Genomic DNA, 14,409 nt, shown 5'->3' with positions numbered 1-14,409 from the left:
CGACGGGTCAGCGCTGACCCGCCCCCGATGACGGGAACCCGCCCGACCCCGGCTACCACGGCTACGGCGACACCGGCGACCCCGGCGCGCACGGGAGAACGCGGGGGAGGCGCGGGTCAGTCGACGTCGTCGGGGTGCGACCCGGTGCGCCGCCCCGACTCGAGGGCGGCGATCGCGTCGAGGTCGGCGTCGTCGAGCTCGAAGCCGAACACGTCGAGGTTCGAGCGGATGCGCGACGCGGTGGCCGACTTGGGGATCACGACGAGACCGTGCTGCAGGTGCCAGCGGATCACGACCTGCGCGACGCTCACGCCCAGCCGATCGGCGATGCCGAGCAGCACCTCGTCGTCGAGGATCCGCCCGCGGGCGAGCGGCGACCACGCCTCGGTGACGATGCCGTGCCCGTCGCCGAAGGCCCGCAGCTCGCGTTGGGGCAGCCACGGGTGCGCCTCGACCTGGTTGACGACCGGCACGACGTCGGTCTCGCCGAGCAGCCGCTCGAGGTGCGGCACCTGGAAGTTGCTGACGCCGATCGACCGCGCCCGCCCCTCGGAGCGGATGGTCTCGAGGGCCCGATAGGTCTCGACGTACCGGTCGCGGCTCGCCGCGGGCCAGTGGATGAGGTACAGATCGACGTGGTCGGTGTCGAGCAGGCGGAGGCTCTCGTCGAACGCGCGCAGGGTCTCGTCGTAGCCGTGCTCGGTGTTCCAGACCTTGGTCGTCAGATAGACGTCGTCGCGGTCGAGGCCGGAGGCGCGCATCGCTCGCCCGACGCCCGCCTCGTTGCCGTAGAGGGTCGCGGTGTCGATGTGCCGGTAGCCCTCGTCGAGGGCGATGCGGACGACCCTCTCGGCCTCGTCGTCGGCGACCTTGTAGACGCCGAGTCCGAGCTGGGGGATGGTCGTGCCGTCGTTCAGTGCGACGCGGGGGATCTGGATGTCGGGCATGCGTCGATCCTGCCAGCCCGAGGAGGCGCGGGTCAGCTGGGCTGGATCGCCACCGGCTCGGTGTCGGGCAGCGGGCTGGCGTCGCGACCGCGCAGATCGGGGAGCGACCTGTGGAACGCGATGCCGACGAGCATGCCGACCAGTGCGAAGACGGCGGCGACGATCAGGCCGCCCTGCCCGCCGATGCGGTCGATGTAGAAGCCGGCGATGGCCGAGCCGAGCGCCGAGCCGATCAGCTGGCCGGTACCCGCCCAGCCGTAGGCCTCGGCGGTGTCGCTGAACTTGACGCTCGACGAGACGATGGCGAACATGACGGCCAGGGCGGGCGCGATGCCCACGCCGGCGATCAGCAGGGTGACGCTGAGCGGCCACAGCCCGGTCATGAAGACGGCGAGGGTCATGCCGACGAAGACGATGGCGAGTCGACGGGCGAGGGCCCAGGGGCCGACCGGCACGTGCCCGAGCGCGAGCCCGCCGACCAGCGAGCCGGCGGCGAAGATCGCCAGTGCGATGCCCGAGTCGGCGCTGCCCTCGCCGAAGAGGGCGACGACACCGGCCTCGACGGCGGCGCAGGCTCCGATGAGCAGGAACCCGGCGACGGTGGCGAGCAGCACGGTGGGGCGGGCCAGCACCTTGCCGAAGGCCCGCTTGCTGCGGGGGATGCGGACCCGGCCGACCTCGGGCGAGGCGATGAACCAGATGCCCCCGCCGACGAGGAACGCGGCGGCGAGCCAGATGGCCTCTTGCGTGCCGACCTGGGTGCCGACGAAGGTCGTGATGACCGGACCCGCCACCCAGATGATCTCCTGTGCCGAGGCGTCGAGCGAGAAGAGCGGGGTGAGCTGATTCGAGGTGACCATCTTGGGGTAGATGGTGCGGACGGCCGGCTGCACCGGCGGCACGCTGAGGCCGGTCACGAACCCGAGCGCCATGAACGCCGGCACGGAGAAGTCGACCAGGGTGAAGGTGATCATCGACGCGAAGCAGACGATCAGCGTGAGGGTCAGCACGGGGCGCATGGCCCAGCGGCCCATCCAGCGACTCGTGAGCGGGCCCGAGATGGCCTGGCCGATGCTCGTCGCGGCCAGGACGAGGCCGGCGGCGGCGTACGAGTGGTGCACGTGCTCGACGTGCAGCAGGAACGCGAGCGACAGCATGCCGAACGGGAAGCGCGCGGTCAGCTGGGCCGCGATGATGCGCGAGACGCCGGGCGTCTTCAGCAGGGTCGAATAGGTGCTCACGAGGGGACAAGTCTACGAGCGGACGGGGTCGTCGCGACACGCCGTCGGCCCGAAGTGGGGACAGCCCGTTTCGAATGTCGGAGGTGGGGAGAAGGATGTGGAGAACTCACCGGAAACGGGGACAACACCCGCAGAACTGTTGGCAACTTGTGGGAGACCCTGTGGAAAGTCAGCCGTATGAGAGTTACACCCGTGTAACACCGCATCTAGTTGCGCGTGCCAGTGTCGGCCACTAGATGTAGTATCGAAGAGTCGCCACGGGCACTACGCACCGTGGCCCGCGAACCACCAGACCCGGCCTCGAAAGCCGGCCAGAACACAGGGGATCCCATGGCCATCACCGTCTACACCAAGCCGTCCTGCGTCCAGTGCACGGCCACGTACCGCGCCCTCGACAACAAGGGCATCGAGTACGACATCCTCGACGTCACGGCCGACGACGCCGCGCTCGAGACCGTCAAGGCCCTCGGCTACCTGCAGGCCCCCGTGGTCATCGCCGACGACGACCACTGGAGCGGATTCCGCCCCGACAAGATCGCCGGCCTGGCCGCGCGCATCTCCTGACCCACCCGGGTGCGCCGGGTCGACGTCGTCACGACGGAGCCCGTGCCCACCCACCGACCACGCAGGAGGGCCTCGGCCATGACGAACCTCGTCTACTTCTCCAGCGTCTCGGGCAACACCCGGCGGTTCGTCGAGAAGCTGGGTGTGCCGGCGGAGCGGATCCCGCTCTTCCCGTCCGAGCCGGCACTCCACGCCACCGACCCCTACGTCCTCGTCCTGCCCACCTACGGTGGCGGCGAAGGGCGGGGCGCCGTCCCGAAGCAGGTCATCCGGTTCCTCAACGACGAGGGCAACCGGCGCCTCATCCGAGGCGTGATCGCGGCGGGCAACACCAACTTCGGAGAGGGCTACTGCCTGGCCGGCGACATCGTCGCCGCCAAATGCGAGGTTCCCCTTCTCTACCGTTTCGAGGTCTTCGGAACACCAGACGACGTCAACGCCGTACACACAGGATTGGAAGAATTTTGGATTCAGCAGTCGATGATCTCGAACTGATCGCCGCGCCCGGGCAGGGCCTGGCGGGCACCACCGGGATGGACTACCACGCCCTCAACGCGATGCTCAACCTCTACGGTCCGTCGGGCGAGATCCAGTTCGACAAAGACCGTGAGGCGGCGAAGCAGTACTTCCTGCAGCACGTCAACCAGAACACGGTCTTCTTCCACAACCTGCGCGAGCGTCTCGACTACCTGGTCGAGAACGAGTACTACGAGGCCGCGACCATCGAGCAGTACGACTTCTCGTTCGTCGAGAAGCTCAACGACCTCGCGTACTCGAAGAAGTTCCGGTTCCAGACGTTCCTCGGCGCGTTCAAGTACTACACGTCGTACACGCTGAAGACGTTCGACGGGAAGCGCTACCTCGAGCGCTTCGAAGACCGCGTGGTCATGACCGCCCTCGGTCTGGCCCAGGGCGACGAGAAGCTCGCCGTCGACCTCGTCGAGGAGATCATCGCGGGTCGATTCCAGCCCGCGACGCCGACGTTCCTCAACACGGCCAAGGCCCAGCGCGGCGAGCTCGTCAGCTGCTTCCTGCTGCGCATCGAAGACAACATGGAGTCGATCTCGCGCGGCATCAACTCGTCGCTGCAGCTGTCGAAGCGCGGTGGCGGCGTCGCCCTCTCGCTCTCGAACATCCGCGAGGCCGGCGCGCCGATCAAGCAGATCGAGAACCAGTCGTCGGGCATCATCCCCGTCATGAAGCTGCTCGAAGACAGCTTCAGCTACGCCAACCAGCTCGGCGCCCGTCAGGGTGCCGGTGCGGTCTACCTGAGCGCCCACCACCCCGACATCATGCGGTTCCTCGACACGAAGCGCGAGAACGCCGACGAGAAGATCCGCATCAAGACGCTGTCGCTCGGCGTCGTCGTGCCCGACATCACGTTCGAGCTCGCGAAGAACAACGAAGACATGTACCTCTTCTCGCCGTACGACGTCGAGAAGGTCTACGGCGTGCCCTTCGGTGACGTCGCGATCAGCGAGAAGTACCGCGAGATGGTCGCCGACTCGCGCATCAAGAAGACGAAGATCAAGGCGCGCGACTTCTTCCAGACGATCGCCGAGATCCAGTTCGAGTCGGGCTACCCGTACATCGTGTTCGAAGACACGGTCAACAAGGCGAACCCGATCAAGGGCCGCATCAACATGTCGAACCTGTGCTCGGAGATCCTGCAGGTCAACACGCCCACGACGTTCAACGAAGACCTGAGCTACAACGAGATCGGAAAAGACATCTCGTGCAACCTCGGCTCGATGAACATCGCGCTGTCGATGGACGCCCCCGACCTCGGCAAGACCGTCGAGACCGCCATCCGCGGTCTCAGCGCGGTCAGCGACATGAGCCACATCGCATCGGTCCGTTCGATCGAGGTCGGCAACGACCAGTCGCACGCCATCGGCCTCGGCCAGATGAACCTGCACGGCTACCTCGCCCGTGAGCACGTGCACTACGGCAGCGAAGAAGCGATCGACTTCACGAACATCTACTTCTACACGGTGCTGTTCCACGCCCTGCGGGCCTCGAACACCATCGCGATCGAACGCGGTGTCACCTTCGGCGGCTTCGCCGACAGCACCTACGCGTCGGGCGAGTTCTTCGACAAGTACACCGAGCAGGTCTGGGTCCCCTCGACCGCTCGCGGTGCGTCGCTGTTCGCCGACGCCCAGGTCGCCATCCCCACGCAAGACGACTGGCGTGAGCTGAAGGCCAGCGTCATGGCGCACGGTCTGTACAACCAGAACCTGCAGGCGGTGCCCCCGACCGGCTCGATCTCGTACATCAATCACTCGACGTCGTCGATCCACCCGATCGCGTCGAAGATCGAGATCCGCAAGGAGGGCAAGCTCGGTCGCGTGTACTACCCGGCGCCGTTCATGACCAACGAGAACCTCGAGTACTACACCGACGCCTACGAGATCGGCCCCGAGAAGATCATCGACACGTACGCCGCGGCCACGCAGCACGTCGACCAGGGTCTCTCGCTCACGCTGTTCTTCAAGGACACCGCGTCGACGCGCGACATCAACAAGGCCCAGATCTACGCATGGCGCAAGGGCATCAAGACGATCTACTACATCCGCCTCCGTCAGCTCGCGCTCGAGGGCACCGAGGTCGACGGCTGCGTCAGCTGCATGCTCTAGAGCCGGTCGCCGCGTCGCCCCACGGCGGCGCACAGCCTCCGGTCGACGGCGCGGGTCGGGAACGAAACCCGACCCGCGCCTCCTGAACTCCCGATCCTGTCTTCGAAAGGCATGTCATGACCATCACCGACCCGGTCCACGCGACCGGCAAGTCGATCCCTCTGATCAAGTCCGTCAGCGCGATCAACTGGAACCGCATCCACGACGAGAAAGACGTCGACGTCTGGAACCGCCTGGTCAACAACTTCTGGCTGCCCGAGAAGATCCCGCTGTCGAACGACGTCCAGTCGTGGAACACCCTCACGCCCGAAGAGCAGCAGCTCACCATGCGCGTGTTCACGGGTCTGACCCTGCTCGACACCATCCAGGGCACCGTCGGCGCGATCAGCCTCATCCCCGACGCGATCACCCCGCACGAAGAGGCCGTCTACACGAACATCGCGTTCATGGAGTCGGTGCACGCCAAGAGCTACTCGTCGATCTTCTCGACCCTCGCGTCGACGCCCGAGATCGACGACGCCTTCCGCTGGTCGGTCGAGAACCCGAACCTGCAGAAGAAGGCTCAGATCGTCCTCGACTACTACACGGGCGACGACCCGCTGAAGCGCAAGGTCGCCTCGACGCTGCTCGAGTCGTTCCTGTTCTACAGCGGCTTCTACCTGCCGATGTACTGGTCGTCGCGGGCGAAGCTCACCAACACGGCCGACCTGATCCGCCTCATCATCCGTGACGAGGCCGTGCACGGGTACTACATCGGCTACAAGTTCCAGAAGGGGCTCGAAGGCGCCTCCGAAGAGCGCAAGCAGGAGATCAAGGACTACACGTTCAACCTGCTCTTCGAGCTCTACGAGAACGAGATCCAGTACACGCAAGACCTCTACGACTCGGTCGGCCTGACCGAGGACGTCAAGAAGTTCCTGCACTACAACGCCAACAAGGCGCTGATGAACCTCGGCTACGAGGCCATGTTCCCGAAAGAGACGACCGACGTGAACCCGGCGATCCTGTCGGCGCTGTCGCCGAACGCCGACGAGAACCACGACTTCTTCTCGGGGTCGGGCTCGTCGTACGTGATCGGCAAGGCCGTCACCACCGAAGACGAGGACTGGGACTTCTAACCCCCGCAGGAGGCGCGGCTCGCTCCGAGCCCCGCCCCGCTCGTACGGCGGGCGATCACGGATCTTCCGTGGTCGCCCGCCGTCGTCGTCTCGGTGCCGGGAGACGTCCCCGATAGGGTCTGAGCATGACCACGGGGGAACGAGCACCGATCGATCTGCGCCTCATCATGATCTGCGCCGGCCTCGGGGTGGTGGCGGTCGCCTTCGGGCTGCTGCCCTGGCTGCTGACCGGGGCGCGCCTCCCTCTGCAGAACCTCTGGACGACTCCCGTCGTCGCCCCCGACGGCGTGACGGCCGCACCCGATGCCATGCCCGTGTCGTTGCTGCCCTTCAGTCAGTACGCCCTCACGCTCCAGGCGGCGCTGCTCGTGACCGGGTCCGCCGTGGCCGGTCTCGTGGTCCGCGCGACCGGGGTCCGTCATCGACGGGGCACCGTGATCGCGCTCCTCGTCGGCACGGTCGGCGCGCAGCTCGTCGCGCTCATCCAGAGCACGACGACCGTCAGAGCGGGGCTGCCCGACAGCCTTGCGTCCGTCGTCTACCTCGCCGCGGTCATAGCCGCCGCCGCCATCGGGATCGCCCTCGGAGTCGTCGTGCTGCTCCTCATCGCGCGGGCTCCGCGCGGGGCGGCGGTCGTCGGTCTCAGCGTCGGCGCCGTGGCCGTCGTCGAATGGGGTCACGCCCTCGTCTACCCGCCGTTCTCGCTCATCACCGAAGCCGTGCCCGTAGCGGAGGCGGTCCTCCGCTGGTCGCCCGCCGTGCTCGTGGCGGCCGCCGTCGTCTGGGCGGGGACGTCCACGCTCGGCCGGGCGGTCGGAGCTGCGGTCTCACTGCTCGCTCTCTGGATCGGACCGGCGGCGATCACCGCGGTCTCGAGCGCCGCGGGCACCCGCGTGTACGCGAGCTACCCGTTCGAGATGGTCGACATGGCCGGGCAGGTGTTCACCTCGGCGCTCGTCTCGACGGCGGGTTGGAGTCCGGTCGTGCTCGCCGCCGTGCTGGCGGCTGCCGGCCTGGTCGCGCGTCGCCCGGTGCTGGCGTGGTTGCGCGGCCGCACCGGCCGCACCGGCGCCCCGTCCGCGACGCCGTGAACCGCGTTCGCGAAGATGAACCGCGGTGCGGCCGCACCGCAGCACCGTCTGCGACGCCGTGAACCGCGTTCGCGAAGATGAACCGCGATATACGGCGGTTCATCTTCGCGAACGCGGTTCTTCGGCGAGGTGCGTAGCGGCGGGCAGCGCGGCGTCAGGTGACGAAGAGCACGGCGCGGCGTCAGGTGACTAAGAGCGCGGCGCGGCGTCAGGCGGGGAGCAGCGCGGCGTCAGGCTGCGAGCAGCGCGGTGCGGATCGCCGCGACGCCGAGCCGCACCTCGGCGAACGTCGTCGAGAGCGGGGAGAGTCCGATGCGCAGCCCGTCCGGGTTGCGGAAGTCGGGCACCACTCCCTCCTCCCAGAGCGCAGCCACGACGGCTCGGAACGCCGGGTGCCGCACCGTCACGTGACTGCCCCGCGACTCGGCTGAGCGCGGCGTCGCGACCTCGACCCCGAGCGGCACCAGCCACGCGTCGACCAGCTCGAACGCGTAGTCCGTCAGCGCGAGCGACTTGGCGCGGATCGCGTCGATGCCCGCCTCCTCGACCAGCTCGAGCATGTCGCCCAGCGGCAGCATGCCGACGATCGGCGGGGTGCCGCTGATGAACCGCCGGATGCCCGACGCCGGCGTGTAGCCGTCGGCCATCGCGAACACGTCGGCCGCTCCCATCCAGCCCTGGATCGGCTGCTCGAGCGACGGCAGCAGATCGATCCGCGCGTAGAGGAACGCCGGCGCCCCGGGCCCGCCGTTCAGGTACTTGTACGTGCAGCCGACGGCCACGTCGACTCCCCATTCGTCGAGCCGCATCGGCACGACGCCGACCGAATGGCACAGGTCGAACAGCACCAGCGCGCCCGCGTCGTGCACGAGTCGTGTGATGGCGGGCATGTCGACCAGGTAGCCCGAACGGTACGAGACGTGGTTGACGAGCACGACCGCGGTGTCCGGCCCGACCACGTCGGCCAGCAGGTCGACCGTGACGCCGAGAGCCGGGTCGACGTGCACCCACCGCACGGTGGCCCCCCGCTCGCGGGCGATGCCCTCGACGACGAAGCGGTCGGTCGGGAACTGGTCGTCGTCGATCACGATCTCGTGACGGTCGGGCCTCGCCGCCAGCATCGCCCGGATCGCCTTGTAGAGCAGCACCGTCGTCGAGTCGCCCACGACCGTCTGCCCTGCGGCGGCCCCGAGTGCCGCCGCCCCGATCCGGTCGCCGAGCTCGGTGGGCCGTGCCATCCACTGCTCGTCCCACGAGCGGATCAGCCGGCTGCCCCAGTCGTGCCGCACGAACGACGCGATCCGATCGGGCGTGACCCGCAGCGGCCGGCCGAGCGAGTTGCCGTCGAGGTACGAGACGACGTCGCCGGCCGGTGCGAACCGGTCGACGAACCGCGCGAGCGGGTCGGCGGCGTCGAGCTGCTCGGACGGCAGCTCGGGCATCGGGGGAGCGGCGGCGGAGTCGGCGGCGTCAGAGACGACGGCGGCGGAGGAGGCGGCAGGGCCGGGGGTCGAGGAGGCGCGGGTCACGAGGTCTTCTCCAGCAGGGTGTCGGGGGTGATCACGGTGGCAGTGGCCAGCCAGTCGGCGGCGGCACCGGGGTCGTCGGGTCGGGGCGGCGGCGTCGGGATCCAGGTGGCTCGCGAGGTGCCGCGACCGCTCTCGCCCGCCCCGCCGAGCTGAGCGCCCGCCGTGAGCGCGTGCAGCAGCAGATCGAGGTCGAGCCCGGCCCGCTGCAGGGCACGCAGCTCGCGCGCGTTCACCCCGACGGGCAGGTCGCCGTTGCCGAGGTCGGTGCCGTACAGCACGTGACCGCCGGCGGCCCGGAACCTCGCGAGGTTCGCGACGGCGATGTCGTGCGCCGCGCCTCCTCGGCCGTGTCCGTGGATGTCGAGGGTGCTGATCCAGCTGGTGCGCGCGGCGAGGCGTTCGACGAGCTCGTCGTCGAGACGCTCGCTGAAGGGGGTGTGCGCGAAGCGGGCCACTCCGGCCGCGAGAGCGCGACGGGCCTGCCCGACCCCCTGCACGTGAGCGACCGGCACGAGCAGATGCTCGTTGGCGGCGTCGACGATCGCCCGCAGTGTGACGTCGTCGAACACCGGCCCGACGTCGGAGTTGAGGCTGATCTTGACGAACGACGCCCCGAGGTCGCGCATCCGCTCGACCTCGCGTCTCGCGCTCGCGGCGTCGGTCACGACCACGGCCGCGGTGTCGGGCGCCCACCCGGCGCGGCTCGGGTAGCCGGCGGGCGGGCAGAGCAGCCCGCCGGCGACGCGCACCTCGGGCCAGCGGGGGTCGAGGCGCCCGTGCTCGGGCCAGAGCGACGCGGTGTCCGGGTCCCAGCCGAGGTCGTCGACCCGGGCGATGCCGCCGGCCGCGAGGGCGAGGGGATCGATCAGCCCGAGGTGCACGTGCGAGTCCGTGAAGGGCGCGAGCAGGGTGCCGGGCAGATGCGGCAGGCCGTCGTGCACGGCGCGGGGCGGACCGAGCAGGTCGATGTCGCCCGAGACGCGCACCACCGAGCGACCCGACCACGCACCCGACCAGGCGTGATCGACCGTGACGAACCGCGCCTCCTGGGTCATGGGTCGACTTTATGCTGCCGCCCGGCGAAGCGGGCGTGTCCGGCCGAAGCGGTCGTGGCCGGCGGCCCGCCTCGGCCGGAGTCGCCCGTTCCGCCCGCTCGTCGGGTGCGGGGAGCCCAGGAGGCGCGGTGCCGGCACCGCAGACCGGGCCCGCTCCGCTCCTCAGCGATCGGCGACGCGCATCACCCGCCCGTCGCGGAGGTGCACGACCCGGTCGGCCCGACCCGCCGACGACTCGTGGTGGGTCGCGTGCACGACGGTGGCCCCGCGGGCGACCTCGGCGGCGACCACCTCGGCGACGATGCCCTGTGCGTCGGCGTCGAGCCCCGCCTCCGGCTCGTCGAGCAGCACGAGGTCGGCCTGCTGGGCGAGCGCCTGCGCCAGCAGGGTGCGCTGCCGCTGCCCGCCCGAGAGCTCGCCGAAGGGGCGCGCGGCGAGCGGGCCGAGGCCGAGCCGCTCGAGGGCTCCGTCGACGAGCGCGCGGTCGGTGCGGGTCGGGCGGCGCCAGGCCCCGAGCGAGCGCCATCGGCCCATGCCGACGACGTCGCGCACCGTGACCGGCAGCCGGTCGGGGGCCGCGCTGCGCTGCACCACCCAGGCGATCGACGACACGCCCGGCAGGTCCACCGAGCCGCTCGTCGGGAGGTGCGTGCCCGCCAGCACGGCCAGCAGAGTCGACTTGCCCGAGCCGTTGTGCCCCACGAGCGCGGTGACGGCGGCGCGCGGCAGCTCGAGGTCGACCGCGTGCAGTGCGACGCGCCGATCGTCGTGAGCGGCGGTCAGCCCGCGGACGGCCAGGGGTGACGGCGGAGGGGCGGAGGGCGGCGTGCTCATGATCCCCAGCCTATCCATAGTGATAATCGTTTTCATGTACAGTCGTCGATCGTGACCTGGTTGACCGATCCCCTCAGCGCCTCCTTCGTGCTCCGAGCCCTGCTCGGCGGCGTGCTCGTCGCCGCCATCTGCGGCGTCGTCGGCACGTGGGTCGTGCTGCGCGGCATGGCGTTCCTCGGCGAGGCGATGGCCCACGGCATGCTGCCGGGCGTCGCGCTCGCCGCGCTGCTCGGCCTGCCCGTCGTCGTCGGCGCGGCAGTCAGCGCCCTCGTGATGAGCGTCGGTGTGGGCGTCGTCGAGCGGCGGGCGAAGATCGGGGCCGACACCGCGATCGGGCTGCTCTTCGTGGGCATGCTCTCGCTCGGCGTCGTCATCGTGTCGCGCTCGCGGACCTTCGCCACCGACGTCACCTCCATCCTCTTCGGCGACGTGCTCGCGATCTCGACGAGCGACCTGCTGCTGATGACCGGCGCCCTGGTGCTCGTCGTGCTGGTGGCCGCCGTGCTGCACCGCCCCTTCGTGGCCCTCGCGTTCGACGAGCGCCTCGCCTCGACCCTCGGTCTCCGACCCCGCCTCGCCCGGGTGGCGCTGGTCGGGCTCGTGACGATCGCCGTCGTGGCGTCGTACGGGGCCGTCGGGTCGCTGCTCGTCGTCGCCCTGCTGCTCGCCCCGGCCGTCGCCGCCGGGCACTGGGTGCGCCGGGTGCCCTCGACCATGCTGCTCGCGACCGCGTTCGGATCGCTCGCGGCCCTCGTCGGGCTGCTCGTCTCCTGGCACGCCGGGACGGCAGCCGGGGCCTCGATCGCCGGCGTGGCCGTCGCACTCGTGCCGCTCTCGGCCGTCGTCCGCCGCCTCGTCTCCGCCGTCGCGGTCCGCCCGGGAGCGACCCCTCCTCCCGGCGAGGCACCCTCCGCCCCCGTCGGCACGCCTACCTCAGCCCCCGTCGGCACGCCGACCCGTCCGAAAGGCCTCCGTGCACCCGAACGACCCCTCGTCTGACCCGACCCGGCGCCCCCTTCGCCGAACCCGTCCGCTCGCGCTCGTCGCCGCGACCGCCGCGACGCTCGTCGTCCTCACGGCGTGCAGCGCCCCCGGCTCGTCGTCCGGCTCCGACACCGGCTCCGACGACGCCGCGCCGACCGACGCCTCGACCCCGCACGGCTACGTCGAGGGAGCGAGCGAGGGCAGCGAACCGCAGCTCCGACTCGCCACGATCGACCCCGAGGGCCGTGTCGACCTGCTCGACCTGCTCACCGGCGACGACGAGACGGTGGCCGAGCTGGAGCCGGCCGACGGTCTCTCGACCGACGGGCGGTTCGTGTTCGCGACCCGCGCCTCCGGAACGGTCGACGTGGTCGACACCGGGGTGTGGACCGTCGACCACGGCGACCACTCGCACTACTACCGCGCCGAGGCCCGGCAGGTCGGCTCGATCGAGGCGACGGCAGGGGCAGCCGAGGAGGCGCGGGTCGTGCCGGGCGCGGATCTCACCACCGTGCGGTTCCCGGCCTCGGGGGAGCAGATCGTGCTCGACACCGAGGCGCTGGGCGCCGGCGAGATCGACGAGGTGTCCCGCTTCGACGGCGCCGCCGCGACCGGTGACGAGGGCGTGCTCGTGCCGTTCGGCGACTCGCTGCTGTCGAGCACCGTGGCCGACCTCGGGCCGGACGTCGTCGCGGTGCTCGACCGCGAGGGGCGACCCGTCGACGGGGCCGAGGCCGAGTGCGTGGACCCGCGCGGCAGCATCGAGACCCGCGTGGGCGTCGTGATCGGCTGCGCCGACGGGGCCCTGCTCGCTACGACGGGCGAGGCCGCGGCCGATGCCGGCGACGGCGAGGGGGCTACCGGCGAGGGGTCGGGCGAGGCCGACGCCGATGCGGACGCCGCAGACGCCGCGGCCTCCGCTCCGGTCGTGTTCGAGCGCATCCCGTACCCCGAGGCCGTCGCGGCCGACGAGCGCGCCGTCGCCTTCGACGGACGTCGCGGCCGACCGACCGTCGCGGCGGTCGCGGGCGACCGGGGCGCCTGGCTGCTCGACACCCGCGAGCGCAGCTGGTCGCTCGTCGAGACCCCCGCGCCGCTCGTGCGCGTGTCGGCCGTCGACGACTCCGACGGCCACGTCGTCGGGCTCGACGCCTCGGGGCGCGTCGTCGTGCTCACGGGCGACGACGGGGTCGTCGCGACCACGGACCCCCTGCTGCCCTCCACCGTCGCAGACGACACCGCCCTGGACGGCGTCTCGCTCTCGGTCGACGCCAGCCGCGCCTACCTGAACGGCCCGCTCGAGGGCGCCGTCTTCGAGATCGACTACGCCGACGGCGGCCGGGTGTCGCGCACCTTCGACCACGTCGACGCGCCGTCCTTCGCCGCGGAGACCGGCCGATGAGGGCGGCTCGGACGACCGCGCGCGCCACCGCCGCGACCGCCACCGCCAGGAGGGTCGCCCGCACGACCGCCGCAGCCACCGCGACGATGCTCGCGATCGGCCTGCTCGCCGGCTGCGCGACGCCGGCCGCGGATCGCCCGCTCGTGGTGGTGACCACCAACATCCTCGGCGACGTCGTGGGCGAGCTCGTCGGCGACCAGGTCGAGGTGATGACGCTGATGCGCCCGAACGCCGACCCGCACTCGTTCGAGATCTCGGCGCAGGAGGCCGCCCGCATCCGCACGGCCGACCTCGTCGTCAGCAACGGGCTGGGGCTCGAGGAGGGTCTGCAGCAGCACGTCGACGCGGCTGCCGCCGACGGCGTGCCGACCGTCGAGGCCGGCGACCTGATCGATCCGCTGGTGTACGCCGACGGCGACGCCGAGGGTCTCGACGACCCCCACTTCTGGACGGACCCGACCCGCATGGTCGAGGTCGTCGCGGGGGTGACCGACGCCCTGGAGACCGAGCTCGGCGACGACGTCGACGTCACCGCGCTCGAGACCGCCGCCGACCGGTACACGGCCGAGCTCGAGAGCCTCGACGCCGAGATGACCACCGCGTTCGCGGGCATCCCCGAGGGCCAGCGCGCCCTCGTGACGAATCACCACGTCTTCGGCTACCTCGCCGAGCGCTACGACTTCGACGTGATCGGAGCGGTCGTGCCGAGCGGGACGACCCTCGCCGCGCCGAGCGCCTCCGACCTCGACGACCTCGTGACGGCGATCGACCGCACCGGTGTGCGCGCGATCTTCGCCGACTCGTCGCAGCCCGACCGCCTCGCCCGGGTGCTGGCCGACGAGGCGGGGGTCGACGTCGCCGTCGTCGACCTCTTCACCGAGTCGCTCAGCGAACCCGGCGAGGGCGCCGAGACCTACCTCCAGATGATGCGCACGAACACGGAGCGCATCGCCACCGGCCTGTCGCCGTGACGCCTCGCGTCCGGGCGACCGGCCCCCACCGAAA

At 70.6% G+C, this 14,409-nt stretch carries 13 protein-coding genes; 8 read left to right on the top strand and 5 right to left on the bottom strand.

Annotation, left to right across the window (positions count from 1 at the left end):
• Window positions 1-116: 116 nt before the first annotated feature.
• Together SOM11_RS02455 and SOM11_RS02450 are read right to left on the bottom strand one after the other, a co-directional pair.
• A complete protein-coding gene (locus tag SOM11_RS02455; protein ID WP_320477087.1) occupies window positions 117-947 on the bottom strand; it encodes an aldo/keto reductase in 831 nt (276 codons plus the stop codon).
• Window positions 948-979: 32 nt separating this feature from the next.
• Window positions 980-2,188 (bottom strand): MFS transporter, encoded by a 1,209-nt coding sequence (locus tag SOM11_RS02450; RefSeq protein WP_243214829.1) that lies wholly within the window; start codon window positions 2,186-2,188, stop codon window positions 980-982.
• Between the two features lie 330 nt (window positions 2,189-2,518).
• Here SOM11_RS02450 and nrdH point away from each other — a divergent pair, with 330 nt between their 5' ends.
• The 5 genes from nrdH (at window position 2,519) to SOM11_RS02425 (ending at window position 7,600) form a co-directional block, all read left to right on the top strand.
• Window positions 2,519-2,752, top strand: coding sequence for a glutaredoxin-like protein NrdH (gene nrdH, locus SOM11_RS02445; protein ID WP_055794227.1), 234 nt, complete (start codon window positions 2,519-2,521; stop codon window positions 2,750-2,752).
• Window positions 2,753-2,830: 78 nt separating this feature from the next.
• Window positions 2,831-3,247, top strand: a complete 417-nt coding sequence (gene nrdI / locus SOM11_RS02440) for a class Ib ribonucleoside-diphosphate reductase assembly flavoprotein NrdI (RefSeq protein WP_192059463.1) — start codon at window positions 2,831-2,833, stop codon at window positions 3,245-3,247.
• Window positions 3,248-3,285: 38 nt separating this feature from the next.
• Entirely contained in the window at window positions 3,286-5,391 is a 2,106-nt protein-coding gene (gene nrdE, locus SOM11_RS02435; RefSeq protein WP_320477107.1) for a class 1b ribonucleoside-diphosphate reductase subunit alpha, read from the top strand.
• A gap of 116 nt (window positions 5,392-5,507) precedes the next feature.
• Window positions 5,508-6,509 carry a class 1b ribonucleoside-diphosphate reductase subunit beta gene (gene nrdF, locus SOM11_RS02430; RefSeq protein ID WP_055794231.1) on the top strand — a complete coding sequence of 334 codons (1,002 nt, stop codon included), beginning with the start codon at window positions 5,508-5,510 and terminating at the stop codon, window positions 6,507-6,509.
• A gap of 125 nt (window positions 6,510-6,634) precedes the next feature.
• Window positions 6,635-7,600: a hypothetical protein gene (locus SOM11_RS02425; protein WP_320477086.1), complete on the top strand. Its 966-nt coding sequence runs from the start codon at window positions 6,635-6,637 to the stop codon at window positions 7,598-7,600.
• A 230-nt stretch (window positions 7,601-7,830) separates the two neighbouring features.
• On the opposite strand, the gene SOM11_RS02420 is transcribed toward SOM11_RS02425, so the two are convergent.
• The 3 genes from SOM11_RS02420 to aztA form a co-directional block, all read right to left on the bottom strand.
• A complete protein-coding gene (locus tag SOM11_RS02420; RefSeq protein WP_320477106.1) occupies window positions 7,831-9,042 on the bottom strand; it encodes a kynureninase in 1,212 nt (403 codons plus the stop codon).
• Window positions 9,043-9,125: 83 nt separating this feature from the next.
• Window positions 9,126-10,184: an amidohydrolase gene (locus SOM11_RS02415; RefSeq protein WP_320477085.1), complete on the bottom strand. Its 1,059-nt coding sequence runs from the start codon at window positions 10,182-10,184 to the stop codon at window positions 9,126-9,128.
• A gap of 162 nt (window positions 10,185-10,346) precedes the next feature.
• Window positions 10,347-11,018 carry a zinc ABC transporter ATP-binding protein AztA gene (aztA, locus tag SOM11_RS02410; RefSeq protein WP_320477084.1) on the bottom strand — a complete coding sequence of 224 codons (672 nt, stop codon included), beginning with the start codon at window positions 11,016-11,018 and terminating at the stop codon, window positions 10,347-10,349.
• Window positions 11,019-11,069: 51 nt separating this feature from the next.
• Between aztA and aztB the strand changes: the two genes are divergently transcribed.
• Genes aztB through aztC form a run of 3 tightly spaced genes read left to right on the top strand, consistent with a single transcriptional unit; the run spans window position 11,070 to window position 14,375 of the window.
• Window positions 11,070-12,017, top strand: a complete 948-nt coding sequence (gene aztB / locus SOM11_RS02405) for a zinc ABC transporter permease AztB (RefSeq protein ID WP_320477083.1) — start codon at window positions 11,070-11,072, stop codon at window positions 12,015-12,017.
• Window positions 11,992-13,404, top strand: coding sequence for an ABC transporter (locus tag SOM11_RS02400; RefSeq protein ID WP_320477082.1), 1,413 nt, complete (start codon window positions 11,992-11,994; stop codon window positions 13,402-13,404). Before aztB ends, SOM11_RS02400 begins: the two co-directional genes overlap by 26 nt.
• Window positions 13,401-14,375, top strand: a complete 975-nt coding sequence (aztC, locus tag SOM11_RS02395; RefSeq protein WP_414655437.1) for a zinc ABC transporter substrate-binding protein AztC — start codon at window positions 13,401-13,403, stop codon at window positions 14,373-14,375. The genes SOM11_RS02400 and aztC overlap by 4 nt, the downstream gene beginning before the upstream one ends.
• The last annotated feature ends 34 nt before the right edge of the window (window positions 14,376-14,409 follow it).

Origin of the sequence: Frigoribacterium sp. CFBP9029 (genome assembly GCF_034045305.1) — a bacterium.
Classification (GTDB): Bacteria; Actinomycetota; Actinomycetes; order Actinomycetales; family Microbacteriaceae; genus Frigoribacterium.
Note: the sequence above shows the minus strand (reverse complement) of the source record. Positions and strands in the feature narration are given on the sequence as shown.